The organism is Marinicrinis lubricantis (assembly GCF_042658665.1).
GTDB lineage: Bacteria > Bacillota > Bacilli > Paenibacillales > KCTC-33676 > Marinicrinis > Marinicrinis lubricantis.
Window position 1 is genome coordinate 1 of sequence record NZ_JBHSQV010000013.1, and the last position, 26,976, is coordinate 26,976.

Below are 26,976 nucleotides of genomic sequence, written 5' to 3' on the forward strand. Positions count from 1 at the left end.
ATCTCCAGCAGTTTATCCGCTGCATCGTACACGTAAGTTTCCGTTTCAATCACGTCGCCCCAAATGCTTGTTTTTGAGAGACGATTTCCTACCGCGTCATAGCTGTACAGGCTGCTGACAAGTGAGGACGGATCGCTTCCGTTCTGTGTCTGAACTTGCACTAACTGATTGATGGCATCGTAAGCATAATCTGTAATGATGCGTTCTTCGCCGTCTGCGTCTTCATCATCCGCATCCTCGTAGCGGATCATCTTCGTTCGGTTTCCAACCGGATCATACGTATACGTCAGATGCTCCAATGTTTTGCCGTATTGGTCGATATGCTTCAGCTCCAGCNCCGGTCGGCGTCCATTCGTACTGAATCGTCTGATTGAACGCATCGGTAACCGAAGTTACTCGGTTCAAAGCGTCATATTGATACTGGGTAACGCCCACCTCATCTACCATGCGCGTCCGGCGTCCCAATAAATCATACGCATACTGCACCTGCTGACCGTCGCTGTATTGAATTCCCGTCAAGCGGCTGTTCAAGTCATAGGTGTAGCTCACACTGTCCTGCTGGCCCTGATGGTTCCCCGGATACACGATGCGAGTCACATTGCCATTGCCGTCATAGAACAACTGCGTCATCTCCTGAAGCGGATTAATCTCCTTCACGAGCTGCGATTTCACATCGTATTCATAGCGGGTCATCCGCTGCAGCGCATCCGTCTTGCTCACGATATTCCCCATCGCATCGTAACGATACGATGTCATCTCGTTCAATGCGTTCGTTACCGACAACAGCTGACCTACTGCATCATACGCATACGAGGTTGTCTGCTGTTTGGCATCCTTGATTGCCGTGAGCAGCCCGCGTTCATCGTAGGTATATTCGGTTCGCTGACCGAGCGCATCGGTAATAGCGATCACTTGTCCCAGCGCATCATACGTATAGGTCGTTCTGTTGCCCGCTTCATCCACGGCCTGAGTGACTCGTCCTAATGCGTCCCGCACCAGCTTCGTCTCATGGCCGTAAGGATCGATCGTTCTTTCCAGCTGGCCGTTCGCATCATATTCCATTTTCCAGACAGCGCCGTTCGGATCGATCGTTTCAATGAGCTGGCCGTCTAGATCATATTTATATTGCGTCGTATACCCAAGCGCGTCCGTTACCGAAGTTACCTGTCCGGCTGCGTCATACGCATAAGTGATGGAATGGCCGAGCGCGTTCGTCTCCTGCGTTAAACGGCCCAATGCATCATACTGATAAGTCGTCGTACCGCCTTCCGGGTCGCTGATGGTGATTGGCAAATTGCGCGCATCGTAAGTTACGGTGGTGATGCCTCCGTTCGGATCCTTCTGCTGCACCAAATTGCCGTTCAGGTCATAATCATATTCGGTGATATACCCTTGCGGATCTATAACTTTCACGAGACGATCGACTTCGTCATATTCGTATAGGGTGACTGCGCCGTTCGGATCCTCCTGTTTCGAGATATTGCCAATTTCATCGTATGTGAATCTCGTCGTCCTGCCCAGCGCATCGGTCACTGATGTGAGACGGTCAAACGCATCGTAACCGTAGGTTGTTGTTGCCCCAGATTTGTCGGTATAAGCTGTCATGTTGCTGTTATCGTCGTATTGGAACGATTCCCGATGCAGGAGCGCATCGATTTGTGCCGTCACCCTGCCGCGCGGGTCGTATTCGACCTTGCTGGTCTGTCCGAGCGCATCGGTGATTTGGGTGACTCGGTGAAGATCATCTCTCAATAGCTGCTGCTGATCACCTTTCGGATTCGTCATATTCTCTACAAATCCGTAAGCATCCAAATCCATGGCTACCTCGGCACCGGACGGACTCACCATACGAACAGGGATTCCTTCCTCATTGCGGACAATCGTCGTAGTACGACCAAGTGCGTCCGTTATCGAGGTCAGATTGCCCTTGCTGTCGTAAGCCATTCTTGTGACGTTTCCAAGCGCATCTGTAATGGTCTCCGGCATATTCCAGCCATTGTACGTGTAGGTCGTCATATTCCCTAATGCGTCAATCGCTTGGAGCATATTGCCTTTGCCGTCGTAAATAAACCGATTCTCGTTCCCTTTCGGGTCAATATACCGCGTCAGATTATCATTGCCGTCATATTCGAAATGCTCCGAGCTGCCATCCGGATAATGAACGGCTGTTTTGCGCTGGCGCTCATCGTATTCGTACACTTGGACGTAGCCGCGCTCGTTCGTAATCCTCGTCTGCATCTGGTCAGGGAAGTACTCCATGTAGCCCCATTCCCCGCTGAATGCGCGCTGTGCCACGACTCGATCCTGATCATCGTATTCATTAATAAGCGATGCGGTCTGATTCGGATTATGAATTGCGGTCATCCGGTGACGTTCATCATAGTCGAAGCCGATGACTGCGCCGTCTGGAAGCACCACTTCTTCCAGGTGATGATTGACTTCATCATAGCGGTACTGCACTTTGCGTCCCGTATGGTCGGTGACCTCCATAATCTTGCCGCCATTCCCGTATGTAAATAGCAGCTTCGCGCCTTCCGTGCTCACTTCCTTCAGAACGGTGCCATAATAAGTCAGCTTCGTTTGATGACCGTTATTGTCAGTAATGCCGTAAAGCATTCCATCCTGACGGAATACATACTCCCATTGTTGTGGTGCCGTAAGGGTATAGCTTCCGTCCGAGTTTTTCACTAATGTGTCGTAAACCCCTGCCGGTGTTTCGTACTGACCGTTCCCCGTCGGCGTATATTTCAGGCTTGCTCCTTCCGGCGTAACGACGTACACGACATCACCGTCTCTGAATTCAAGCCTTCTCTCGAACGTATGGTGCCATCCATAGCCCAAGTCCCCGTTGTACGACTCTCTGCTATGGTAAGAGATCGCAAACTCCAGCGGCATGACGGCCTGTACGGTCATATTCGTGTGGTAAAAGCTGAAATCACCAGTAGCCATATTGATCGGGTCAAAATGCTTAGCTAAAGGATGCCCGTTTTTATTCGCAAATTCTTCTTCAATCTTCTCCCGATCTGCCTCGAGTATGTTCCCTGCATTGATCGGATCGAACAGTAAGAGACTGTAACCTTCCGGAATCTGATTGTAACAGGTCTGACCCTCGAAGCATGTTTCTACTGGCAGTCCATTATCCTCAGCAACATCATGCAACTGATCAGCAATCTCTTGCTCGTAGATTTTGTTGTAGTAATAGTTTGCTAAGTAAGCCCATTTCGTATCGTCCGTCTGGGCTTTATAGCGCAATACTCTTAATATTTCCGAAGGATCCTCCGACCACTTCTGATCATAGGGACGATAAGCGACGGCTGTAATATCTGCAATTAGATAAGGAGGAAGTTCAACTTCGACCTCCCATTCCCCAATATAGTCCTGCGGCTCGAACCGGCCGTACGCAGGAAACTCATCAAAATAATTTTGAAGCTCTGTATCCGGGATATCCTGAGACCATGTCCTTGTGTCTGAGACCGGAATAGCCTCCTGCCAGACGACTGGATCTCCAGGATCGACAACCTGCCGGTCATCTCCCACTCTTCTTGTGTATTTCACATACAAAAACACCTGCGTATTCTTCTCCGCAATGCCTCGGATGACATGGGTATCGCTTTCCGGATTCGGGAGCATTTCGATATACGCCGGAGCAGGCGGATTCGGATTAAATACCTCCACATCGACATCGCCGCCATGGGCCGCGAACTGAACCGGGGTTACCTTAATGTTGTATTGCCCGTCCAACGCAGGCTGCCCTTGAATTGTACCATCCCATGTGTACGTCTGTTCGCTGCCTGTCGCATAAGGAGCGCTGTCTAACGTTTCCAGCATTGTACCGTTCTGGTGCAATGTAATGGCGGTATCATGCGCTTCATATTCACCGTAGTCCAGATACTGAAAGCTTACATCGGCAAGCCCGCCGTAAATCGAACTGAATCGATGCGGTTCTATCGAGATGGCGGTATCCGCATAGGCTTCCTCTATATCCAGCCCTGGTATCATGGGCAGCCCAGTAATGAATATGATCGCTGCAAGGCTTAGTATCCATGCTCGGCGTATTCGTTTTTTCCAGCTTCGCCTCGGCTTCTTACTCATTCACAAGTTCTCCTCTCTCCATCAATACCTTATACATCACGACCGCCGCTTCCGCGCGTGTGGAAATATCCTTTGGCGCGATAAGGCCGTTGCTTCCCATAATCAATTGATGCTTCACTGCCAGTGCGGCAGCCTGCTTCGCCCATCCGCTGATTTGCTTTGCATCATTGAATTGGAGCAGCTGATTCATTTCCTGATCGGTCATCTGTGCTTCATTCTCATAACCTAGCGCCTGAATGAGCATGACCATCATTTCCTCACGAGTGATTGCCCGGTTCGGCAGGAATTTACCGTCCACTCCGTTCACCCATCCGGCTTCAACCGCAGCGGCGACCCATGGATTGGACCAATGCGAGCTCATATCGGCAAAGTGTGCATTCGCCTTTGCTTCCATATTGACCGTCATCCCCGTTGCATCCGCCAGCATTTTCGTAAATTCAGCCCTTGTCAGCGTTTGATTCGGCCCGAACTTGTCTTCGCCCACACCGCTCACTTTCCATCTGGCAGCCAGTGTTTCAATATAGCTCTGTCCCCAGTGCCCCTTCACATCTTGAAACGAAGGTTCATACATAAATAAACCGTAGGTTCCGGATTGCATCACATCTGCCTGCACCGTCCGGCTGTCTTCATCTGCACTACCTCCGATATATTCCAATGAAGCATCGGGCTGCTCGTCAGCGCGATAAATGCCCAGCTTGTTCACATACGCAGCAGTCAAGTCCGTATTGGCGTATGACATATGAAGCTGAAGCGGCAGCTTTGCCTCCCCGCCTATCTCCATCGTCCACAAACTTGTTACCGGCGTCATCGCATCTTCTGCTTCCGCATTAGATTTCGGTTTCAAGGTCACTTTCGTCCGCTCCGCAAAAGCCTGTGCCGGAACAACCACTTTCACGGTGCCGTCCGTGGATTCGAGTACTCCGCCCTGTGCATCAAACCACCCAGAACTCTCCTCAGATGGCGTAAAGGTCGCATCCGGAATTTCCATCCGGCGAATCGAGGTATATACCAATAGGTTAGCGGCACTTCTTGTAACCAGTTGATCTCCTGTAAACCCAATCACATCCGGGCGCTCTGTACCAAAAGTCATCTGATACGACTCATGCTCTTCCAAATTCGCCCCGAACAACTGCGGTGAACCGCCTACGTCTTCAAGCCAGGCTGCGTTCTTGTCTCCGATATATAAATTCAAATATTCTCGCTCTTTCTTGACTGGCTGAGTCAAATCGATAGGAACCGCACTCGGGTCGTCCGATTCGATGGACACATACTTGTATAGATCCGTCGCGTTGTCTCTTTGTTTCCATACGGCTCTTTCCCCATTAAATTGAAATAGGCGGATGTATTCGCTTCCTGAGATTTGAACCGCCGTTTCGGTTTGACCCGAAGCGATATCATAGATTTTAAGCTCCTGCTTGGAAGGCGCGTTGAACATCACTTTTCCATCTTTGACGATCGGACTGTAGCCTTCACCAATGACACTAGCTTCGTTCGTTTGCAGGTTGTATAGCGTAATTTGCAATCTGGCATCGAACCATACGGCATAATTTCCGTCTGCAGTAACGACACGATTCTCGGCTGCTCCGCTGCTCAGCTTCTTCTCGATACCCGCGGTCAAATTATAGCTGTATACATCCCAGTTAAAGTTCGTTTGACCCGCATATTCACGTTTGTCCATCCAGATGATGACTATGTCGCCATTGCTCAATTCCGTCATAACCGGCATTTTGGCCGGCTGTCCGTGATCCGTAATTTGCAGTTCCTGTCCCGTCTGCAAGTTCCGGTAGAAGATTTGTGTATTCCAGCTCGGGTCAAACCCGTGCCATACGGCGTGATGCTTATATGTATAGAGGCTTTTACCATCAAGCTCGACCTTCGACGTATCTCTTGAGAAGACATACTTCACCGCACCTTCCATATGGATAGGCGGCATCACGCTCCAAGCCATGATGATGGTCATGATCAAACTAAGCAGCATCCCTGTCTTTCTATGATTCTTTCTTCTTCCAAATCTCATGTTCATACTTGTTCCCCCTTATTTTTAGACAAAAAAAGACCAAGACGAAGTTTGAGCGGCCCGGCTGCCATCCCTTAACATCGGTTAAGGCTTAGACCCGTGGCTTTGCGTCTCCGACTTTCGTACGGATTTGCCGTGGTTCATTTCGCTTGGTATTCTTTCGTGATGTCTATTGGACTAGGATGATATTACCAATAAATCTCCCAAAATGATACACTATCCCCTAATTTGTGACAACCCTGTGTAACTTTATGGTGAATACACGAGATTTTCAGGTTATGGAGATGCCAACATGGGACATTCGGACTAAAACAAAAAGACCAGCCCTCACCAAGGCTGATCTTCATAGATTCATAGATTTTGCTTGTGATTTACCTGCCCAGCAGCGCCTCAATATCCTTCCGAATCTTATTCGGAGTCGTGGTTGGGGCGTATCGTTTCACAGGTTTGCCGCTGCGGTCGACGAGAAATTTCGTGAAGTTCCATTTAATACTCTCGCCCAGCAAGCCCGACTCTTCCTTCTTCAAATACTGATATAACGGATGCGTGCCAGGGCCGTTCACTTCGATTTTGCTGAACATCGGAAAACGGGTGCCGAACTGCAGCTGACAGGTCTGTTCGATTTCCGCATCAGATCCAGGCTCCTGCTCCTTGAATTGATTGCACGGAAACCCCAGCACGGCAAACCCCTGCTCTTGATAATCCTCATGCAGCGACTGCAGCTCCTTCAGCTGCGGCGCAAATCCGCACTTCGTCGCGGTATTGACGATGAGGAGCACCTTCCCTTCATAATCCCGCAGTGATATATTCTCCCCGCTAATCGTCGTCACTTCAAATTCATAAACGCTCATGGATTCCGCACCTCTTCCACCTGATTTCACTTTTCCCAATGCTTTCGAATAAATTCATCTCTTCCTGACTGTTCACGGTCTTCCTTGTAATGCTTCGGATGCTTCCTATGATAATCCTGATGATATTCTTCTGCCGGATAAAAAGTACTTGCAGGCACGATTTCCGTGACAATCGGCTTATTAAACTGCCCGCCGGCTTCAAGCGCTTGCTTCGAGCGTTCCGCTAACATACGCTGCTCCTCATGGTGGTAAAAAATCACGGTTCGGTACGACGATCCCCGGTCGTGGAATTGTCCTCCCGCATCGGTTGGATCGATTTGGACCCAATACAGCTCCAACAGCTTCTCATACGGAAATACGTCCGGATCGAAGGTGATCTGAACCACCTCGGCATGACCCGTATCCCCTTGCTTCACCTGCTCGTACGTGGGATTGTCCGTAAGGCCTCCCATATATCCGGAGACGATCCCGTGAATGCCTGGAAACTCCTCAAAAGGCGTAACCATGCACCAAAAACATCCCCCGGCAAATGTAGCTAATTCATAAGAATGGTTTTCTGACTGATCCTTGTTGTCCATCATATGTGCACCTCAATACGAAACATAGAGTAAAGTTTCTATTATGTATACAAAAAAAGCACCATCCTCAGCACGAAAGAATTGCCGGGATAATGCTTTTTATTGTACAACCGTTTTGGTCAAAATTCCAACTCATCCAGTTCGGATTCACGCTGGCGTGCTTTCTCCGCAATATCGCGATCCGCCTCGTTGATCCCTTGAATCGACTCAGCCGCCTCTGCCTGCTGCTTCAGCTGCTCCTCAATCTGACCGATGCCGTGCGCCTCTTGGTGCTGACTATTCTGTGTCATCTAGATCCCCTCCACATTATGATCATCCACTAAATCATTGGCATCCTTAGAATGCGCTGGGAATTCAGTATCTATACACAAACATGCCAATAATACTATATATGGTGCAAAAAATTCACTTCCGCCACTAAATATTGTATACTCATCATGAACAACCCACACGTAAAGGAGAATTCATTTGAAACGAATCTGTGTATTTGCCGGTTCCAATTCCGGCGTTTCCCCTGCGTATGTGCAAGCCGCAGAAAATCTAGGCAAAGTAATGGCCAAAAGCGGTATAGAGCTGATATATGGAGGCTCCAAAATCGGATTAATGGGAAAGATCGCAGACACCCTGCTCCGTCATGGAGGAAACGTGATCGGTGTAATGCCGAAAGGACTATTTCGAGGTGAAATGGTGCATGCGGAATTGACAATATTGATCGAAGTGGATGATATGCATCAGCGCAAGGCGAAGATGATGGAACTCGCCGATGCGTTTATCGCGCTGCCCGGCGGGCTTGGGACCTTCGAGGAAATCTTCGAGGTACTCAGTTGGTCCCAACTTGGCATCCATACGAAGCCCGTCGGCTTGTATAATATCGAAGGTTTCTACACTCCATTATCTAACCTGATCCAGCATGCTATCGACAGCGGGTTCGCGCGGCCGTCCAATCAGTCCCTGTATGTGATGAGTGACGACGCGGATGAGCTGGTGAAGAAGCTGCAGCACTTCGAAAGGCCGCCAGCCGAAAACAAGTGGTCTGACCTCAAAGATTAATCTATAATCTTCAGGTGGTTTTTTAACCAATCTTATAGGTATTGAAAGCGCTCTATTTATGGTAAAATCTAGCCATCTTCTCATTAAACCTAAGGATGGTGAACACGATGACAGCACAGCATACCTATCCATTTCAAGATCCGAACCTGCCAGTAGAGGAGCGCGTCAAAGACCTCGTATCCAGGCTCACGTTAGAGGAGAAAATCTCCCAAATCCCTACCCGTCAAGCAGCGATTGAAAGATTCGGCATCGGTCCATACAGTGTCGGCGGAGAAGCAGCTCACGGTGTGGCTTGGAGAGGGGAGGCAACCGTCTTCCCGCAGCCCATCGGTCTGGCCTGTACATGGAATCCAGAGCTTATGAAAGAAATTGGCTCGGTCGTCGGTGATGAAGCCCGCGTCTTCTACAATCAGCAGCCGGATAAATACGGCCTGACATTATGGGCACCGACCGTAGATATGGAGAGAGATCCAAGATGGGGACGCACCGAGGAAGCCTACGGCGAAGACCCGCATCTGACCGGAACGATGACGGTCCAACTGGCGAAGGGCATGCACGGCGAACATCCGAAATATTTGAAGATGGTGCCGACGCTGAAGCATTTTTACGCCAACAATAACGAAAAGGACCGACTAACGTACTCTGCGAGTATAGATCCGCGTAATAAGCATGAATATTATTTAAAGCCTTTCGAAGCAGCCATTGTCGATGGACAAGTCCAGTCGATTATGACTGCATATAACTCGATCAACGGCACACCAGCGATTGAAAGCCCCGACGTGAACAAATACGTGAAAGGGGAGTGGGGCTTAGGCGGCTTCATCGTCTGTGACGGAGGAGACCTTTCCCAGACCGTTGACTACCACCATTACCATGAGACTCATGCAGAATCTGCCGCGGGTGCGTTGAAGCGCGGAGTCGACTGCTTAACCGACGATAAAGACCTTGTCATTCAGGCGGTTACGGAAGCGATCGAGCGCGGAATGCTGAGCGAAGCCGATCTTGATCGCGCGATCACGAACATCTTCCGCATTCGCATGCGACTCGGCCTGTTCGATCCACCGGAGATCAATCCGTACTCGAAGATCCCAGACTCGAAGCTAATGCATCCGGATCATGCGGCCTTATCGCTGAAAGCGGCGAAGGAATCTGTCGTGCTGCTTAAGAACGATCAACAGACGCTTCCGTTGAAGCGCGAGAAGACGAAGAAGCTTGCCGTCATCGGACCGCTGGGCGATGTGATCTACCGGGATTGGTACAGCGGTTCGCTGCCTTATCAGGTCACCCCGCTGCAAGGACTGCGGAAAAAGCTGGGCCAAGAGAATGTGAGCTTCGCTTCGAGCCTTGATCGCATTCGATTGAAATCCGCGAAAACGGGCCAATATGTAAGCGCTGACCCTGCGAATGGCGAAGCGTTGTCTGCTCGTGCCATCGATGCAAGCAGCGCGGATACGTTCGAGCTGACCGACTGGGGCTGGGGCAACCATACGCTGAAAAGCCTGCGCAGCGGCAAATTCGTTACGACCGGGGACGATTTTATCTCCGCTTCGGCAGAAGAAGTGTTTGGTTGGTTCGTGAAGGAACAGTACAATTTCACCCAGCAACCGGATGGTACTTGTACGATGCAGACTTGGAACGGCAAAGCTGTGATCTCCGAACCAGACGACAGTGGTGTGCTGAAAGCTGGAGAATCAGAGAAGCCTGAAGACGGAATCCGCTTCATGAAGGAAACCGTAGTAGACGGGTTAGAGGAGGCCATTACAGCGGCCAAATCCTCCGATGCCGCCGTCGTCTTCGTCGGCAACAATCCGGTCATTAACGGAAAAGAAGAAATCGACCGTGAGGATATCGTCCTCCCGCCTGCGCAAGAGAAGCTCATCCAAGAAGTATATAAGGTGAATCCGAATACGATCGTCGTCATCGTGGGCAGTTATCCGTTCGCGGTCAACTGGGCGCAGGAGCACATTCCAGCGATCCTGTATACCTCCCATTCAGGGCAAGAGATCGGTCACGCGATTGCCGATGTGCTGTACGGAGACTACGCACCGGCGGGACGCCTAAATATGACGTGGTACCGCTCCGTAGATCAACTGCCAGATATTATGGATTACGACATCATCAAAGGCAAAAGAACTTACATGTATTTTGACGGAGAGCCGCTATATCCGTTCGGCCATGGACTAACTTACGCTTCATTCGACTACAGTGATCTTCAGCTCAGCTCAAGCCGCATCGGAGCAGATGGAAGCTTGCAGGTCAGCTTCAACGTTACGAACAACGGTGAATATGCCAGTGATGAAGTCGTTCAGCTGTATGCTCGTTCCATCCAATCTCGAGTCGTCAGACCGCTGAAGGAGCTAAAAGCATTCCGGCGCATTCATCTGCTGCCTGGACAAAGCCATACCGTCACTTTCACGCTTCGGGCCGAAGATCTCGCTATCTGGGATGTCACCCGAGACAAGTACTGCGTGGAGGCCGGCGACTATGAAATTATGGTCGGCAAATCGTCCGCCGATATTCAGCTGCACGCCAACGTAGCCATCGACGGCGAACAAATCCCTCCGCGCACACTTTCTGAGCCGGTACGTGCGGAGAATTACGATGACTATGCGCACGTTCGAATCGACGAATGCTTGGAAGGCGGCACTTCCGTACGCCATGAAGGAGAAGAACCAGGCTGGACGCTGTATAAGGATGCGCAATTTACCAGTAAAGTACGCAGGTTCGAGGTACGCGCGTCCAATGGTTCGGCTCTGTCCGCGACGATTGAAATCCGACTAGGCAGTACGGAAGGACAAGTGATCGGTACATGCCAAGTCTCTCCAAGCGGCGACTGGCAAGCATGGACGACGGAGTCCTGTGAAATCAAAGGACTGGAAGAAGGTCTCCACGATATTTGCCTCGTATTCCATGGGGATGTTCAAATCAGCTGGTTCTGCATTAAAGCTTAAATTCATTTTAAGCTTAAACCCATATCGGACCATATCGGTCGGTAAATCGCCTTATTATCGTTCATCATTTAGGCCGCTCCCTCGCCAGAGGAGAGCGGTTTTTTCCTGCTGCATTGGAGAATCCTGTCACGTATAACAAAAAGTTTTACACTCCATATGATTATTTTGCTCCGATTTTGAAAATAATAATTCACATATTGCACAGAGCTGTCACTATGATCGTGCGAATGCCTTTGTGTGATATGTACTTCTTGGATGCAAGCATATTTATTGGAGGTTAAGAAACATGGAAACAGGAACAGTAAAATGGTTTAACTCGGAAAAAGGCTACGGATTTATCGAGGTTGAAGGCGGAAGCGACGTATTCGTGCACTTCAGCGCAATCCAAGGCGAAGGCTTCAAGACGTTGGATGAAGGTCAGCGGGTACAATTTGATATCGTGGAAGGAAACCGCGGTCCTCAAGCTGAGAATGTAGTGAAGCTGTAAATCCCAAAAGCAGACCATCCCACCTAAAAACAGCAGCGATTGAGCGCGTGCTTTTCGCCGCTTCTATAGGCCTTATCAGCACAGATTAGAGCTATTCATTAGGTAGCCATTTATGTATTTTCGGATGAGAAAATCATCGATCTGTCTTGAAAGGAACTTTTTGTGGATATCCGAACCCTCTTGTGAAGCAGAAAAGGACTGATCCGTTACTTAGACGGTTCAGTCCTTTTCCATTTCCGCTATATCGTCTTCTTCATTCATCCACTGTTTGCGAATCTGAAGCACCTCTCGCAGCTCATCGGTCGACAGCTCGGTAATCCATCCCTCGCCGGTACCGATAATCTGATCACTCAGCCCTTGCTTGCTCTCCAGCATTTCATCAATTTTCTCTTCCAGTGTTCCAAGTGTAATGAACTTATGCACCTGAACGCCACGCGTCTGTCCAATCCGGTATACCCGGTCGGTCGCCTGATTCTCCACTGCCGGATTCCACCAACGGTCAAAGTGAAAGACATGATTGGCTGCCGTCAAATTCAGACCGGTCCCTCCCGTCCGCAGAGACAATATGAGAATACCCAAGCTGGATTCCGGATCTTGAAATTCAGCCACCATTTCATCTCGCTCCTGCTTCGGGACCCCGCCGTGCATGAACCGAGCCGTTTCGCCCAGCTTGAATTGCAAAGCCGTTTGGATCATTCGGCCCATATCAATATACTGCGTAAAGATAAGGCAGCGCTCCCCTTCAGCGCGAAGCACCTCGATCATCTCCAGCATGCGCACCAGCTTTTGCGAACCCTGTATCATTTCCTCTGGCGCAGGCCAAATCTCTCTCGTCAGCAGCAGCGGATGATTGCAGATTTGCTTCAGACGGGTCAATAGTGCCAGCACGGCTCCTTTACGTTCCATCGTCGATAAGCCGTCCATCCGTTCGAATACGTTCTGCAGCGCTTGCTCATACAGCGCACCCTGCTGAGCGGTTAAGGAAACGTAGCATTTCAGTTCTTCCTTTTCCGGGAGGTTCAGATGAATGGCTGGATTTTTCTTTTCCCTGCGCAGCAGGAACGGCTGCACCAGCTTCTGAACCTGATGAATTCGCTGAGAATCCTGCTTTCTCTCGATCGGCTGCACGTACTTTCGGCTGAATTCACGAAGCGAACCCAAATATCCCGGATTAATGAAGTCGAAAATCGACCACAGTTCGGTCAGACGGTTCTCTATCGGTGTACCCGTTAGTGCGATGCGGTGCCGTCCCTTCAGCTTACGAATCGCTACCGACTGCTTCGTATATACATTTTTTATGTTCTGCGCTTCATCGAGGCATATGCAGTCCCACTCAACAGAACTCAACTCAGGTTGGTCCAGATGTGCAAGATTGTATGAGGTGAGCACCACGTCTGCCTGCTGAGCTTCCATTTCGAAGGCTTCTCCTCGATGTCGATGGGTACCGTAATGCAGATGTACCTTCAAACCTGGAGCGAATCTCTCAAGCTCCTTCTGCCAGTTGCCCAGTACAGAGGTTGGCGCGATCAGCAGCGAAGGGGAGGCATCCTCCTTCTGTTCTTGAATATGCAGCAGGTAAGAGATCCACTGAATTGTCTTTCCCAGCCCCATATCGTCAGCCAGGCAGCCTCCGAATCCGAATTGCCTTAAGAACAGCAGCCAAGCCATCCCTTCCTGCTGGTAAGGTCGCAGCTTGCCGCGGAACGATTCCGGCGCAGGAAGGAGCGGAATGTGCTCTAAATCCTGCAATCTGCCGATCATCGCCTGAAGTCCCGGCGACAGGTCAATCTCAAGCGGCACTTCGACTCCTTCATCATCATCTTCTTCTGGCAGTTCGCCTCCTAGAAGCTCCAGGCGAAGTATATCCTGAAAGGTCAGGCCGTTCTTCTTGCTGATCGATTTCAGCTTGTGCTGAATGCTCTGCAGCATCGCCGGGCTTAGCACAACCCACTGTCCCCGAATTTGAATTAAGCGGGCTTCTCTGTCTAGCAAGGCACGGAACTCTTCCTCTGTCAGATCGACATCGCCGATCGCAATTTTCCAGTCATACTGCATCACCTGTTCGAGACCGAATAATGAGTTCGATTCAACGGGAACTGCAGACTGAACCTTCGTCTTGATTCGCGGCTTTGTCCTCCTTACCTGCTCCCACCACTTCGGCAAATAAACCGTGCATCCGTACTCCGCCAGACGAATACTCCATTCCGTTAAAAACAGCCAGGCCTGCTCTTCATTCAATCGATCAATCATCCTGGAAGCTCGCTCCGGATGCTGAAGCTCTGGGATTATCTGAAGCCACTTCTGTCGCTCGCTGATCACTTTTTGCTCAGCTTCTGGAAGCCAGTCCTGAGGAAGCTCCTCCGCCGCGAACTCCTCTTGAACCGAAGCTGTATACACCTGTGACGGATTCTGCTTATCCTGCAGCACCATCTCCAACTGCCACACCGCGGATTCCTCCATGGGCTCTGTCAGCTGCAGGGCGACTCTAAACGGCACCTTGCTCGTATTCCAGCCGATACGCACCAGCCATTCTTCCTCGTCAAGCCAGAGCGGCTTCGTATTTCTCCGGTAACGTGCGGCCATACTTGCAGCTTCTGCCTGAATACGCTGGAGCGCGGCATCCTGTTCGCTGCGATCCACGACTACAAGATGAAACCATTCCTCCAAGCAGTCCAATTCGATTTTCCTTGCTTGTTTAACGATGGCTTCGAACGACTCCGCCCGCTCCAGCGGCACATTCCAGCGCCAGCCGAATGAGCCTTGGCTCCAGCGGTGGAAGTCAGGCAAATACCAGCCCTTTTCCATGAACTCTTGAAAATACCTAGCCGCACAAGATAGTACCTCAATCTCTTCCGACCAATGGAAAGAACCATGTTTAAGCGCCGGCAGCTCCGCAAAATAATCAACGGCCATTTCCGGAGGCAGCACAATGCCTTCCTTGCGTCCGTACTCGGTTACGTCCAGAATCGATCCGTAAAAGGACGGGGTGTGCCAAGCAAACAAATAATTTTTTAACTTGTAGATATCAGCTGCCAGATCCGAGCTCAGCAGAAATTGCCGTGAAGGCAGCCAGTCACACTGAATGTGAAGCGATTTTGCAGCGATCATCAGATTAGCTTTCCTCTCTTCAATTCTTCTTGAAAAGCGCGCAACCGCGCATATTTATGGCGGATATGATCAAAATAAAATTCCCACCTCGGCGTCTGATGGAGCACAGCATAACAGTGCTTCAGCGTCTTCAGCATTCGCACGGCGTTCTGATACGACTCTCTCTTCTTATGATGAATATTCCGCTCAATTCCCTGATGATATAGAGGAAGAAGAGACTGCGGCGACTCCTTCTCCATCATTTTCAGATGATAGGAATCAATCTCAAGCGGATCGTTGCCAAGCCAGAGATGAATATCGACAAGTTCTTCATATCTGCCGTGCTTGAGCAAAAAAGGCGTATAATACGGAAAGCTGTAGGGAAGCAAGTTTTTCATCACCCGCAGCCATTCTTGATCATTATTGCCCTGTTTAAGAAGACGATCCCAGAACCGGCAGTAGGCCTGCAGCTGCTCATGATTTTGCCTGTTCAGCTTCGGTTCATACCACTGCAGCCATCTTCTCAAGCGATCCCATTCCTGCTGTTCCTCGAATCGTTCCAAATACATTCGCATGCTGGCCAAATCCGCACGGTCTAGCGATTCCAAACGGTGCATAGCCTGATCATCATGTCCTGTCATCAAATCAAAGTGAACCAACGCCCGAATGACGCGCTCACGCATATTCTGATCCGTCAGCTTAGTTAGGCGCTCCTCCAGCGCCTCTTGCTCCGCTCTTCTCCATTCCGGCACATTCCACATCTCGAGCCACAGCATTTGATAGATCATATACCAATTCACCGGTGTGCCTTTTGATGCAAAGAGCCGTTCAGAAACGTACTCCATCGTCTGCTTCATCAACACTTCGTAATCGGCAAGATCCAGCGATTGCTTAACTACATCGGCTTTCATATTCGCCGTTACTTGCTTGATTCTTTCCAAACATTGATCCAGCAAATAACTCAGACCCTGCTGCTCATAATTTGAAACGTATCCCCCGCTGTGCTGACTGTGCTGACGCTCCGTTTGATGCAGAATAAACAAATAAACATGAATCTCGTAACCATGACGACGGACCTTATCCCATTGTATGGGCGGAGGCAGCAGATGCTCGGTCACCGAATGATAAAAAGCGTCATAGTAAAATCGCGATACCGCGAAATAATTTTTGAATTTACTTTCAAAGTATTTATGCCATTCCTCCGTCGTACCGTGCTCCTGCAGCGTATACTGCTGCTCATACACCTTCTGAATCGCTTTGCTTTTGGCCTTGGCCTTCTTCATCTTCTGGGCCCGCTTCAGCTTCATCCGGTATTGCAGATGCTCCTGCAGAAACAGCTCCGGCCTTGGCTGATACTGATCATATAAGGTGAAAAATACGGCAGCGATGTGCTTGCAGTAGCCATCATACGGACATGAGCATCCGCTACGTTCAAAATGAAGCAGATCGATCTTCACTTCATATCCTGTATTTCCTTTAACGACCGCACGAATCGTCTCATCCTCACACGTCACTTGTGTGACCTGACGATTTCGGTAATACATCCATCCCCTTTGCAGAATGACGGAATCCACATAGTGATTCATGCCCTGAATCAAATAATCCATATTTTCTTTGGAAATGGATGGCTGCGGCATTGTAAGACACTCCTACATAAACATGCTTAATTCTAAGTAATCAGTTTTCCCTATTCTTTTAATGATAATTCACTCCGGCAAAGAAGTACATGAAAATCCGAAAAATTGATCCTTCCCCGCAGCATATTGATTCTTTTCGTTGTATATGAAACTAGTATATTTTTCCTCTAATTGGTCAAATCTAATTCTATCAAACCACTTCAGACCAGATTGGGAGGAAAGTAGGATGAACTTTAAAAGAATAGGAATTTGGCTTATCGGATGTTTAATCGGCTTCGCCATCCCCACGACGGGCGCGTACGCATGTACCTTGGAAAATGGATCCTTCTGCTATTACGGTGGGCTGCTTCAAAGTCAATTTATCGGCGGTAAATCTATCGTCTCAACACTAGCAAGTCCTAAAGCGGATACGGAAGCCGCAATCTCGTATACGGTGAAGGCGGGAGACACCCTTTATCGCATTTCCAAACGTTATAACACGTCCGTCGATGTACTAATGCTGGAAAATAAGATCAGCGATCCATCGCTGCTGCAGGTCGGACAGAAATTGAAGATTTCGAGTGGAACCCACAGTGTGGAGACGCTGTTAACCGGAAAAAAGGGCGGAATTGAGAAGGTATTGAATGCGACACTGACGGCATATACGGCTGGGGTCGAATCGACTGGCAAATCCCCGTCTCACCCTGCATACGGAATTACTTCCAGCGGTACAAGGGTCGAAGAAGGCCGTACGATTGCGGTAGATCCTGACGTCATTCCGATCGGATCACTCGTATATATCGAAGATATTGGCGTGAGAACAGCGGAGGATACGGGATCAGCCATTCAAGGTGCTAGAGTAGATGTGTACATGGAGGATTTGGACGAGGCATTGCAATTTGGAGTGCAGAAAAATAAAAAGGTGTATGTGCTGTATACACCGGATGACCATAAGAAGAATCGCAATATGACTTCATAGATCGCTGGAGACGGACACCCCTTGAGGGTGTCTTTTCCAATGCATTGGAAAGTTAAACTTGATGAAAGCCATACGTTCAATCATCAAGCACGGAGCACGCTTCCTGTTTGTTGATTATCCTGTGAGCAATCTTGATTTCGTTGACATTTCGAATAATATTGTAGACTTTTTAACTAATATTAGGTTAAAATTTATTCAAAACGAATAACTTGTTTTCAATAAAATGATGATTCCCCTTTCAAAGGAGACGAAATCTATGCCCCATACCCCATCTATTGTCTGGCATCCTTCCGCCATTACGAGAAACGAGCGAGCCGAACTCTATCAGCATCGCAGCTGTGCCCTGTGGTTCACCGGGTTATCCGGTTCGGGCAAGTCTACTCTCGCTTTTGCCTTGGATAAAGCACTTCACACTCAAAGCATCCATTCCTACGTGCTGGACGGTGACAATATTCGCCACGGCCTCAATAACGATTTAGGCTTCAGTCCGGAGGACCGCAAGGAAAACATTCGGAGAATCGGCGAAGTCTCGAAGCTGTTCGTCGATGCCGGCATGATCGTGCTCTGCGCCTTTATCTCGCCGTATGAACAAGATCGAGCCATGGTGAAGCGTATGTTCGATCCAGACGATTTTTTTGAAATCTATGTAAAATGCTCACTGGAAGAATGCGAAAGGAGGGATCCGAAAGGCCTTTACCAAAAAGCAAGGAATGGGGAAATCGCCCATTTCACCGGCGTATCGGCACAGTACGACGTTCCTTCTCAGCCGAGCCTTGTCATCAATACAGAGAAGTTGACCGTGGAGGAGTCTGTACAGCTATTAATCGATTTTATGGAGAGCCGACAGCTGTTTTCGCTTTAGCAGGCTTCGACTTGCATGTTTCATCATAGAGAAATATATATAAAAGGTGGGAGTAGAGACGTGGCTTCATTAAAGAAAAAGTTTGCTGCAGTGAATCAAAAAATGCGAGGTTTCATGACGTTCGGCAGTCTTGGTTATTCTCTTCAGGAATTACCAAGCGTGAGAGGCAAAGTATATCTCAATAAATTTGGCTCCATGACCATTGGGAAAAGCATTAAAGTGATTGGTCGTCCATGGCCGACACAGTTAACAGTAGACGCCGGTGCACAAATGTACATTGGCAGCAATGTTTTCATTAATGCAGGCTGTGGAATCGCAGCATCTAAAGAAATTCGAATTGGCAATCATGTTCGGATTGGCCCTCGGACGAGTATATTAGATAATGACTACCATTTATTGGATGCAGATGTTTCCTCGGAACAACTTAAGAGACCAGTCATTATTGAAGACAACGTTTGGATTGGAACCCGATGTACCATTCTTCCCGGAGTCACCATTGGAAAAAACTCTGTGGTTGCCGCTGGCAGCGTGGTGAATAAGGATGTTCCCCCTAATGTCGTCGTTGCCGGGGTACCTGCTAAAGTGATTAAAAAATTTAATGTCCCCGAAGATTGGATTCGAAATTAACTTCAGTGATGAACAAAGCTCCGTAAGAAGAAAAGAGGTGTGCATTGGTACACCTCTTTCTTATGAAGAGGCTTGATTTTTCATTCTTCTCCAAAACCATAGGAAGGGTCTCAGAGGGAAGTATAGAAAGTGCAACGACTTAGGTAGAGGTAGAACCTCTGCATCGTATGAATTCGGCATAAGCCTGCTAAAAAGATAGATCCACTTTTGTTTCGTGGATAATAATGAGAATAAATAAAGACGGGATTTAAGATCTCTTTTGGGCATCAATTGATGTTGAATGTATTGTAACGATTTTTGAGTCAGCTTCTGAACATATCTCCCTTCACGCCAGCACCTCATATCTCTGGGCACAAGAGTCCCGAGGAGCAGAGAAGTAAGATTCAACATTTGTCCGGCGATTTGAGCATACTGATACTCCTTAATCATCTCTATCAAATATCCACGATCATGATCTATTCGAAGAAAACGATCCATATCAACAAGCCATCGAATACGAAACCAACCATGCCTGGCACCATGAGACATTAAATATAAAAACAGATCATCCCTACCTAAACAATATACCTTTGACGATGTCAATAAACTGCTCTGCCTGCGTTCCCAAAGTTCGGAAAATAAGGGTTCCTTTAATGTATCAGGATTTAACCTCCAATGAAGTTCAATTTGAACTTTGGTTTGAGGATGCACATATAGAAGATGGTGTGATCTCCATTTCCAATCCTTCAATATTCGTTTAACATCTTCTGTCAGAATATATCCAAGTTCAACAAGCACCTTCTCCGCTTTCTCCACATCTTCTATGGGAACTAAAATATCCATATCCTTTGACGTGCGGAGAGATACATCACCATAAAGTAAATGAGCTAGAACAGGCCCCTTCAACATTAAAGAAGGAATGTTTTGCTCTCGCAGGGCAAGGCATAATTTTTCCATCTCCCTTGTAAGGCGCAGCATTTGAAACGTATTTTGACTGTATTTCATATAAAGCTGCTTCATGACTTCTTCCGGAACCCATTCAATATTCAGCTCTCTTAACCTCTTATAAACCAAGGGATACACACGATGATACCATACCAGCTGCAGCCACTCATCCCAATCAATCTGATCTCGCCATTGTTCCATTCGCTCGCGGGTTTGTGCTTCAGGCCTTGTCTCCAAGAGAATGAGCAGCATTTTTAGTTCTTTCGAAAATCCATCTATTCGGGCTTCATCCCTCATGGCCATGCATCGCTTCCCCCCTGTGCTGTGGTGTACGGATTGTTTTCCCAAATATCCCGACCACTTTGAATTTATTCATTTCCTCAGCCCCTGTAATATAGAAAGGACCGCTTCGCAGCCATGCATGAGCAATCATTTTGCCATTATCGTCCCGCGCTGTGCCCAGATATAACGTACTGCCGATTTTGCGTCTTTCCAGCATCTTCATCGCTGCAATGGCCCGTACGAGGCATTTGCTTTCCCAGAACGTATGACGGCTCATCGTATACACCGCTCGCGCAATTCGTCTCATCTCCGATGCATGACTAGGTTCAAGCACGTGTGTCGTTTCAACCATCGGTGTACCCAAGGAAGGAGCCACTTTAGAGAACGGCAGCATTTTCAGTATTCGTGCCCATGCTAAGTACCACCATGCCTCCAGCAGCAGGCGTCTCGTGCCCCGATCTTTAGCCATCCACTTCTTCATATTTGACCACAATGCGCATTAACCCTTTCTTATACCGAATTGAGCTGACTTTCCATTTCAATTAACTGTTCGTTCGCCAGAAGCTGCAGGAATGACAAAACCTCTGCTTCACAAACGGACTGCTCAATATCATATTCTGCCAAAAGAGACTCAACCAGTCTCGTCACAGGCGTCGGCGAAGCAATCAATTCCCAGATTCGGCCGCCAACTGGCCCTAAATTATAATATTTCCCGGAACGAATGCTCATCATCACCTTGTCCCCATCCATATCGCTGACGAGCTGTCCTTCTGCTTGGACAACGATAGCCTCCAACCCGATCGTTTTGTGCGTCATACAGATCTACTCTCCTTTTCGAACTGTGTCTAGAATGAGTGATGCCAGATCATGAGCCGTAAACTCCCCTTGATCCGGTCTTATTAATTGATACAACACTATGTGCTTCACGAGATTTGCGGAGAACGTGAAATGCCACTGCGCTAAGCCTAGACGAAAGACTAAAAAGTTTCGGTATGTGTGCATAAATATGGTGTGCAGTCGTTCGAGGCCCTGTACAGCGTGCAGAGCTATGCCCCCTTGTTCGCTTTTCACAAGCTCAAAGATGCCAGCGAGGGGCAGCGCTTCCGTCTGAAAACTAGAGCTTACAGGCACAGCATACTTCGATACTTCTTCATATAAAGGAGCATATCGATCTGTCTCCATGCCAAACCGAACAATACTCTCCTCCCACAGCTTCTGCTGCGGATAGGCTGGGATCACGACAGGTACAGCGCTGTTCGCCGAAGCTGTCACGGCAATCACATCATCACTAAGCAGATGATAGCCCTTTTGCAAAAAGGCTGCGGCAAGCGTTGACTTTCCCGCCCCAGAATGGCCCACAATCGCGTAGGCTTTACCGTCAATGGCAACCGCGCTTCCATGCAAAGGCAGCACCCTTCGTTGCAGGAGAATAGCTCCCATACAAGTGCCCAGGCAGAACAATCGAATTTTATGTTCATCGGCTCCAGACATCGGTGAAACCGTAATTTTCGTTCCTTCTTGGATACAGAACAATGCCGTGTCCGGAATCTTGAACAGCAGCCTTTGATCGATTTGGACGAAATTATCCTCTTCCTCAAGTCCCAAGCTGTCCCATAAGGCTGTTAGATCCGATTTTTCAATCATCATATCCGCATCATCGTGCAGGCCATCTGCCTGCGGCAGCTCCGGCATTGGCACATCACTGCAAATGCGCATGCCAAATGCCGTATACACCATCTTTTTAACCGTAGGTATCACTTGCTTCCCCCCTTGATGGGAACCCTCATTATCTGTACAGAAATGGAATGAGCCCTTATACGACGAATCGCATAAGGGCATCATGAAACATAAGTACGACTGAGTAAGAATATTAGGAATAAATGTCTGCATCGTGGGTCGTTACCCAGTCAATCCGCGTTCTACCTTTACCAGCCATCGTTTCACTTACTTCCAGTACTTCCAGTGTAGGCTGCTGCCATTCTTTTTTCAGCTCGTTTTGCATCGATATCACCTCCTTTCAAGTCATCTATATCTGAAAGATTACATATCTCGAATAAACCGATATACGATCATGGCATGCATTAGCAATCTAAAATCAGGATTTATGGCATCCTCCGGTGTAGGGTTTTCAGCTCCTGAAATAGCTTCCTTGATTCGTTCAACATTTAAGTATTCTGCGGTGACCGGATGTGCACTCATCTGCTTAGCTTCATCCATAAAATGACGCCAAGCAGGCATCATCCGATGTACCCAATCGGCAGGTTGCACGCCGCGAACCCGCTGATTCAGTCGTACCTTATCGGGAAGAATCTGCTTTGTCGCTCTTCGGATCAAGGAGCGGTCGCGTCCTCCCTGCACATACTGCTCCATCGGCAAGGAAAGACAAAAATGAACGACTCTTGGATCACTTGTTGGATCGCGTTCCCATAACCTATACTTGAGCGACATCTTGGTCGCCATTGCTCCGTTTTTGCTGGCAACCGTTAAATTTTCAAACTTATCCTTTCGGATTTCGAAAGGATCAGTAAGCATAGATCCGTGCTGCTGCACCTTTTCCAACACATTCGTTCTTCGAGCTAACTCCGGGTGGATAAGTACAGGCATATAGATTTGGCGTGAAAATATTCGATGTGCGACGCTTGGGATGACCCTCTTTCCCAACGCCTTATAAAGGCGCCCCTTCCTAATCCCTGTAAACCTGCTGTATAGTTGAACTTCCCGGAAGCATTGAACCCATCTCATCCGCCTCAGCAGCTGGGCATAATAATCAACCGCCGGTCCCCACGAAATCGTAAAATTGCCTCTGCCGCCGGTGAGCAAAACACCAGCATCATCATGCTTCGCCTGATCGTAAATCCCTTTTATCCAAAATGAGTTCTCAAAATACTTGTATGGCATCTCTAGACAATTCAGCCAGTCATCCATTTCTGTAAACGGATCTCTTCCTTGAAAGTTCAGATAGTTTCCTTTTATATTCCCAACAAAATCAATGGTCGATTGAATAAATGGCTGTTCATTGGCCACCAGTGATTTCGAAGTCCAATCGTTAAAATCATCTACGGGTACATAGCTGTAAGAATGGAGGGTCTTTCCTTCTTGCTTTAGGGAAGGAGCTGCAAATCCGACCACGGTTCCGGAATCCAGTCCACCGCTTAAAGCCGCGCCTACTTGATGTCTCGTTCTTAATCTGCATTGCACCGCTTTGCCGAAAACCTCCCGAAACGCCTCCTCATACTCTTCATTAGAACGGAGCTTGAGTGTTTCCTCCGGCACTAACTTTCCGAACCTTGAAAACTTCACGTGCCCATCCTTCACGATAACCGTATGAGATGGGGGAACCTGGTACACTTGCTTATAGACCGTCGAAATGAGATCTACGGATTCGGACATATCCGGTATGGCAAGAAATTCGGCCAACCACTGCTCATTCAGTTCTTTCTTTGCGCCGGGCAAAGTAAACAGAGGCGTCATCACCGTACTGAAGGCGAATTGACCTCCTCCTTCGCGGTAATACAGCGTTCGATGTCCTAATACGTCCCTCGCTCCGAACAACTGATGCTTATGTATATCCCAAATCATAAATGCATAATCGCCCAATAAATAATGAGGAGCCTGCTCGCCCCATTTGGCATAAGCCAAAAGAATCAACTGACTATCTGGAATGTCTCTGCCCGATGCTTGTTCTATATTCAACTGCCGTAAAAGCTCGCTCCGATTGTCCAGAATCGCATCGGCCGTGATCACCAGCCCGCGCTCTCGATCGTAGTATGGCAGCGGTTCGTTCACCGATTCAGGCGTTATCCACTGTGCATGGCAGCCCAGGAAAACCGGTCCTTCACTCCATGTCTGCACGTCATCCGCAGGATAATGCTGCAGTGCGGACAGCATTCCGTATCCTGGCGCCTTCGCAGAATAATCCGCATCAACATGCACAATACCGACGATGGCACTCATGATTTTCTTCCCCCCTGCTTCAAATAAGCGGACGCTAAGTGAGATAATCGGTTGCCGAATGGAATCATCGACTTAATACGTGCGATCTTTTGCTTTGTGCTGCGGAGCTCCTCCCGTAATTTGTCACGATCCGCATGGCTGGCTTCCAATCTTCTCTCCAAAGCGCGCACCGCCATTTTCAACTGCTGCAGCTCCGTATGATTGGCAGCCATACTTCGTCTGCCGTTCACCTCTGTAATCAATTCCGGAGAGGTCGAAGAATCGATAACGCTCTCTTCCTCGTTATGCTGGATGCGATAAGAAGGCTTCCATACGAAGCCGGTATGCTCCATAAATTGTCGGGTCCGCTGCTGCAGCAATTGTTGATCCGGTTCCTGCTCAAACCGCGTACCCGTCCAGCGCTCCACTTCCTCTAACGCATCGCCGTAACCTAGGCTGCGAAACGATCGCGCTCCTAAAATACGGCAATACGCTTCTGCTTCCTTTTTATCAAGAATCTCCTTCCAGCTGTCAATGGATTGGGTATGGGGCTCCACATGACTGCTTAAGAAGGGATCGCCTACACCCATGCTGTAGAACAGGTCTGCTTTCGTACTGTTTTTCGGATTTCCATACTTATGCTGACCTTCCTCGTAGTCCACCCCAATGAATTGGCATACTTTACGAAGCTCCTCCTCCGGATGGGCGGCAAGCTGTTCGTAGGATAGTCGGTACGCATATGGGTTCTCCTTTGAAAAATACTGGGCGTAGCGCATAAAGCCAACCGTCAAATCAGCGATCTTCACATCAAACTTGTCACTTCTCAGCCGATCGGCTATATCCATATCCCCTCTGGGCCATGAGCCTACCTTCTTGTAGGATGAAAGAATCGATAATGGATTTCGGATCAGCCAAATTCGGCGTGACTGCGGGAACAGTCGGTCTAGAAACTCCAGCACTGCATAGTACCTCGGGGATTTGTCAACCACGATTTGTGTGCCGCTGCTATGCAGCAGACTGTTGTATACCTGAAGTGCAAACTGTCTGCAGGCATCTTCATACATCTCATCGGACAGCACCCCGTGATAAAATTGCTTTAAAATCTCACTGCCCCCGTAAGGCGGTTGATTTGCACGATATCGCAATTCGTACAGGCTCATAAGAAACCACATCTCCTGAGACGCGAACACTTTGCTGTGGTTTTGCAGCATCACGGTCGCCATAGAGCTCCCGCTGCGGGGAACGCATAGCAAAAAGACTACATTTTGTCCCTGCCTGCCAATCATCACCGAATCCCCCTGTCCGTTAGCCTTTCAGCTGATTCATAATAAGCTCATGAATTCTTCTTCTCTCTTCATCTTCAACAATATAATAGTAAATTCCATCGATCATTGAGCCTTCACCGGCGATCTCATCTGCCTCAACCGAGTTGATCCGATCCTTATAGTCCCATACCATCTGCTTCATCTCGTCGAATGTGAAATTCGTCCGCACCTGTTCTCCAACGATCTCCAGGATTTCATTGAGTACAGCCAGCGTCTTGATGGACTTCCCCTTATTCAGCAGAGAACCGATCACTTGCTGCTGCCGTTCATTTCGGCCCAGGTCCCCTCTTGGATCTTCCATTCGCATACGGCTGTATAGGAGGGCCTCTTTACCGTCTAATTCCAAATTGCCTTCTGGAAAACGGACTCCTTCATACGTAAACGACGCCTTGTTATTCACCTGCACACCATCAAAAGCGTCAATAATTTGCTGGAATCCTTTCATGTTTACTTTGATGTAATAATCAATCGTAATGCCTAAAAAGTTCTCCACGGTCGCAACCGACATCGCTGTGCCGCCAAAGGCATAGGCATGATTCATTTTATCTTCAATCCCTTTACCCACAATGAGGCTTCGAGTATCTCGGGGAATATTCACCATCAAGAGCTTCTCTCGTTCCGGATTGTAGGTTAGAACCATGATCGTATCGGATCTCCCTTGTTCCTCATTTCGCTGATCAATCCCCAGCAGCAGTACGGTGAATGCATGGACAGAGGGAGCCGCTGCACGATCTGATGTATCCGTCACCTGAACAGGGTTTTCAAATATCGGATCTATTCGTTCTGTGGATTCAAGTCTTACTAAGGGCTCATACATCTTCTCCGCCGTATCCTTTAATGACATATACATATAAAATCCGTAGCCACTGGCTCCTAATAGGAGGATACAAAGGATGACTATCCCGGAAGCTGCCCATTTCTTGAAACTTCGCATTACCGACTTTTCCGCCATGATCCCACCACACCTTTTGCCTTCAGCATTGGCTCCCAAACTCCATACCCTCTTGGTACATATCGCTAACAACCTAATCATTCTGTTGTTATACTAAAAATGAATCAGGTTGATGAAATTCATTCCGAATTATTGTATATACCAATTATTGGAAAGTGTTTTCTTATGTCGAATTAAGTATTTTTACTAGAAAAAGCGAATTTGAGATATTTTCGATTTCTGCCGTTATTTCTTGCCTTCTCGTAACAGAAACGATCCGTGTAAGGCTTCTTCTTCCCGCTAAGGGGCTTCTAAAATGATTGCAATTGTGCAAATATAGTTTACAATGTTTGTAGTACCATTCTACCCTTTGGACCATTCGGG

Annotated in this window: 21 protein-coding genes, 1 pseudogene and 1 riboswitch; of the genes and pseudogenes, 6 read left to right on the forward strand and 16 right to left on the reverse strand. The window is 48.4% G+C overall.

Annotated features, from left to right (window positions below):
• The 6 genes and pseudogenes from ACFPXP_RS02395 to ACFPXP_RS02420 all read right to left on the reverse strand — a co-directional run.
• Positions 1–299: pseudogene (locus ACFPXP_RS02395) on the reverse strand (hypothetical protein); the annotation flags it as partial.
• Positions 274–4,092 (reverse strand): DUF6531 domain-containing protein, encoded by a 3,819-nt coding sequence (locus ACFPXP_RS02400; protein ID WP_379892029.1) that lies wholly within the window; start codon positions 4,090–4,092, stop codon positions 274–276. The pseudogene ACFPXP_RS02395 and the gene ACFPXP_RS02400, both read right to left, overlap by 26 nt.
• The gene (locus tag ACFPXP_RS02405) at positions 4,085–6,115 is read right to left on the reverse strand and encodes an S-layer homology domain-containing protein (protein ID WP_379892031.1); all 2,031 of its coding nucleotides are present in this window, start codon (positions 6,113–6,115) and stop codon (positions 4,085–4,087) included. Before ACFPXP_RS02405 ends, ACFPXP_RS02400 begins: the two co-directional genes overlap by 8 nt.
• 45 nt (positions 6,116–6,160) lie before the next feature.
• Positions 6,161–6,254: riboswitch (cyclic di-GMP riboswitch) on the reverse strand.
• A 226-nt stretch (positions 6,255–6,480) separates the two neighbouring features.
• Positions 6,481–6,960, reverse strand: coding sequence for a glutathione peroxidase (locus ACFPXP_RS02410; protein ID WP_379892033.1), 480 nt, complete (start codon positions 6,958–6,960; stop codon positions 6,481–6,483).
• Positions 6,961–6,986: 26 nt separating this feature from the next.
• On the reverse strand, positions 6,987–7,538 hold the full coding sequence (msrA, locus tag ACFPXP_RS02415) for a peptide-methionine (S)-S-oxide reductase MsrA (RefSeq protein WP_379892141.1): 552 nt from the start codon (positions 7,536–7,538) through the stop codon (positions 6,987–6,989).
• Positions 7,539–7,657: 119 nt separating this feature from the next.
• On the reverse strand, positions 7,658–7,828 hold the full coding sequence (locus ACFPXP_RS02420; protein ID WP_379892035.1) for a hypothetical protein: 171 nt from the start codon (positions 7,826–7,828) through the stop codon (positions 7,658–7,660).
• Between the two features lie 178 nt (positions 7,829–8,006).
• Between ACFPXP_RS02420 and ACFPXP_RS02425 the strand changes: the two genes are divergently transcribed.
• The 3 genes from ACFPXP_RS02425 to ACFPXP_RS02435 all read left to right on the forward strand — a co-directional run bounded on the left by ACFPXP_RS02425 (position 8,007) and on the right by ACFPXP_RS02435 (position 12,026).
• A complete protein-coding gene (locus tag ACFPXP_RS02425) occupies positions 8,007–8,588 on the forward strand; it encodes an LOG family protein (RefSeq protein WP_379892037.1) in 582 nt (193 codons plus the stop codon).
• 107 nt (positions 8,589–8,695) lie between these two features.
• Positions 8,696–11,539 carry a glycoside hydrolase family 3 C-terminal domain-containing protein gene (locus ACFPXP_RS02430; RefSeq protein ID WP_379892039.1) on the forward strand — a complete coding sequence of 948 codons (2,844 nt, stop codon included), beginning with the start codon at positions 8,696–8,698 and terminating at the stop codon, positions 11,537–11,539.
• Between the two features lie 286 nt (positions 11,540–11,825).
• Positions 11,826–12,026, forward strand: coding sequence for a cold-shock protein (locus ACFPXP_RS02435; RefSeq protein ID WP_379892041.1), 201 nt, complete (start codon positions 11,826–11,828; stop codon positions 12,024–12,026).
• A 219-nt stretch (positions 12,027–12,245) separates the two neighbouring features.
• On the opposite strand, the gene ACFPXP_RS02440 is transcribed toward ACFPXP_RS02435, so the two are convergent.
• Both ACFPXP_RS02440 and ACFPXP_RS02445 read right to left on the reverse strand, forming a co-directional pair.
• Positions 12,246–15,134 carry a DEAD/DEAH box helicase gene (locus ACFPXP_RS02440; RefSeq protein ID WP_379892043.1) on the reverse strand — a complete coding sequence of 963 codons (2,889 nt, stop codon included), beginning with the start codon at positions 15,132–15,134 and terminating at the stop codon, positions 12,246–12,248.
• Positions 15,134–16,750, reverse strand: coding sequence for an SWIM zinc finger family protein (locus tag ACFPXP_RS02445; protein ID WP_379892045.1), 1,617 nt, complete (start codon positions 16,748–16,750; stop codon positions 15,134–15,136). Before ACFPXP_RS02445 ends, ACFPXP_RS02440 begins: the two co-directional genes overlap by 1 nt.
• A 226-nt stretch (positions 16,751–16,976) precedes the next feature.
• Between ACFPXP_RS02445 and ACFPXP_RS02450 the strand changes: the two genes are divergently transcribed.
• The 3 genes from ACFPXP_RS02450 (at position 16,977) to ACFPXP_RS02460 (ending at position 19,197) form a co-directional block, all read left to right on the forward strand.
• A complete protein-coding gene (locus ACFPXP_RS02450) occupies positions 16,977–17,708 on the forward strand; it encodes a 3D domain-containing protein (RefSeq protein WP_379892047.1) in 732 nt (243 codons plus the stop codon).
• Between the two features lie 256 nt (positions 17,709–17,964).
• Positions 17,965–18,570 (forward strand): adenylyl-sulfate kinase, encoded by a 606-nt coding sequence (cysC, locus tag ACFPXP_RS02455; RefSeq protein ID WP_379892049.1) that lies wholly within the window; start codon positions 17,965–17,967, stop codon positions 18,568–18,570.
• Positions 18,571–18,630: 60 nt separating this feature from the next.
• Positions 18,631–19,197 carry an acyltransferase gene (locus ACFPXP_RS02460; protein WP_379892051.1) on the forward strand — a complete coding sequence of 189 codons (567 nt, stop codon included), beginning with the start codon at positions 18,631–18,633 and terminating at the stop codon, positions 19,195–19,197.
• Between the two features lie 60 nt (positions 19,198–19,257).
• Here the strand turns inward: ACFPXP_RS02460 and ACFPXP_RS02465 are convergent, their stop codons facing one another.
• The 8 genes from ACFPXP_RS02465 to ACFPXP_RS02500 all read right to left on the reverse strand — a co-directional run bounded on the left by ACFPXP_RS02465 (position 19,258) and on the right by ACFPXP_RS02500 (position 26,613).
• Complete coding sequence (locus ACFPXP_RS02465) at positions 19,258–20,424, reverse strand: nucleotidyltransferase domain-containing protein (protein ID WP_379892053.1); 1,167 nt, start codon at positions 20,422–20,424, stop codon at positions 19,258–19,260.
• Positions 20,408–20,872 (reverse strand): lasso peptide biosynthesis B2 protein, encoded by a 465-nt coding sequence (locus ACFPXP_RS02470; protein ID WP_379892055.1) that lies wholly within the window; start codon positions 20,870–20,872, stop codon positions 20,408–20,410. The genes ACFPXP_RS02465 and ACFPXP_RS02470 overlap by 17 nt, the downstream gene beginning before the upstream one ends.
• Before the next feature lie 41 nt (positions 20,873–20,913).
• Positions 20,914–21,219: a lasso peptide biosynthesis PqqD family chaperone gene (locus tag ACFPXP_RS02475; RefSeq protein ID WP_379892057.1), complete on the reverse strand. Its 306-nt coding sequence runs from the start codon at positions 21,217–21,219 to the stop codon at positions 20,914–20,916.
• A gap of 6 nt (positions 21,220–21,225) precedes the next feature.
• On the reverse strand, positions 21,226–22,161 hold the full coding sequence (locus ACFPXP_RS02480; protein ID WP_379892059.1) for an aldolase: 936 nt from the start codon (positions 22,159–22,161) through the stop codon (positions 21,226–21,228).
• Positions 22,162–22,273: 112 nt separating this feature from the next.
• Complete coding sequence (locus ACFPXP_RS02485; protein ID WP_379892061.1) at positions 22,274–22,405, reverse strand: paeninodin family lasso peptide; 132 nt, start codon at positions 22,403–22,405, stop codon at positions 22,274–22,276.
• Between the two features lie 38 nt (positions 22,406–22,443).
• Positions 22,444–24,357 (reverse strand): asparagine synthase-related protein, encoded by a 1,914-nt coding sequence (locus tag ACFPXP_RS02490; protein WP_379892063.1) that lies wholly within the window; start codon positions 24,355–24,357, stop codon positions 22,444–22,446.
• Positions 24,354–25,622, reverse strand: a complete 1,269-nt coding sequence (locus ACFPXP_RS02495; RefSeq protein ID WP_379892065.1) for a sulfotransferase family protein — start codon at positions 25,620–25,622, stop codon at positions 24,354–24,356. The genes ACFPXP_RS02490 and ACFPXP_RS02495 overlap by 4 nt, the downstream gene beginning before the upstream one ends.
• A 19-nt stretch (positions 25,623–25,641) precedes the next feature.
• Positions 25,642–26,613 (reverse strand): LCP family glycopolymer transferase, encoded by a 972-nt coding sequence (locus ACFPXP_RS02500; RefSeq protein ID WP_379892067.1) that lies wholly within the window; start codon positions 26,611–26,613, stop codon positions 25,642–25,644.
• Positions 26,614–26,976 lie beyond the last annotated feature (363 nt).

Bases quoted from the DNA above. Each gene is read 5' to 3' on its own strand.
- ACFPXP_RS02405 (WP_379892031.1), bottom strand. From the start codon at position 6,115: ATGAACATGAGATTTGGAAGAAGAAAGAATCATAGAAAGACAGGGATG.
- ACFPXP_RS02410 (WP_379892033.1), bottom strand. From the start codon at position 6,960: ATGAGCGTTTATGAATTTGAAGTGACGACGATTAGCGGGGAGAATATA.
- msrA (WP_379892141.1), bottom strand. From the start codon at position 7,538: ATGGACAACAAGGATCAGTCAGAAAACCATTCTTATGAATTAGCTACA.
- ACFPXP_RS02420 (WP_379892035.1), bottom strand. From the start codon at position 7,828: ATGACACAGAATAGTCAGCACCAAGAGGCGCACGGCATCGGTCAGATT.
- ACFPXP_RS02430 (WP_379892039.1), top strand. From the start codon at position 8,696: ATGACAGCACAGCATACCTATCCATTTCAAGATCCGAACCTGCCAGTA.
- ACFPXP_RS02435 (WP_379892041.1), top strand. From the start codon at position 11,826: ATGGAAACAGGAACAGTAAAATGGTTTAACTCGGAAAAAGGCTACGGA.
- ACFPXP_RS02440 (WP_379892043.1), bottom strand. From the start codon at position 15,134: ATGATCGCTGCAAAATCGCTTCACATTCAGTGTGACTGGCTGCCTTCA.
- ACFPXP_RS02445 (WP_379892045.1), bottom strand. From the start codon at position 16,750: ATGCCGCAGCCATCCATTTCCAAAGAAAATATGGATTATTTGATTCAG.
- ACFPXP_RS02450 (WP_379892047.1), top strand. From the start codon at position 16,977: ATGAACTTTAAAAGAATAGGAATTTGGCTTATCGGATGTTTAATCGGC.
- cysC (WP_379892049.1), top strand. From the start codon at position 17,965: ATGCCCCATACCCCATCTATTGTCTGGCATCCTTCCGCCATTACGAGA.
- ACFPXP_RS02465 (WP_379892053.1), bottom strand. From the start codon at position 20,424: ATGGCCATGAGGGATGAAGCCCGAATAGATGGATTTTCGAAAGAACTA.
- ACFPXP_RS02470 (WP_379892055.1), bottom strand. From the start codon at position 20,872: ATGGCTAAAGATCGGGGCACGAGACGCCTGCTGCTGGAGGCATGGTGG.
- ACFPXP_RS02475 (WP_379892057.1), bottom strand. From the start codon at position 21,219: ATGACGCACAAAACGATCGGGTTGGAGGCTATCGTTGTCCAAGCAGAA.
- ACFPXP_RS02485 (WP_379892061.1), bottom strand. From the start codon at position 22,405: ATGCAAAACGAGCTGAAAAAAGAATGGCAGCAGCCTACACTGGAAGTA.
- ACFPXP_RS02490 (WP_379892063.1), bottom strand. From the start codon at position 24,357: ATGAGTGCCATCGTCGGTATTGTGCATGTTGATGCGGATTATTCTGCG.
- ACFPXP_RS02495 (WP_379892065.1), bottom strand. From the start codon at position 25,622: ATGATTGGCAGGCAGGGACAAAATGTAGTCTTTTTGCTATGCGTTCCC.
- ACFPXP_RS02500 (WP_379892067.1), bottom strand. From the start codon at position 26,613: ATGGCGGAAAAGTCGGTAATGCGAAGTTTCAAGAAATGGGCAGCTTCC.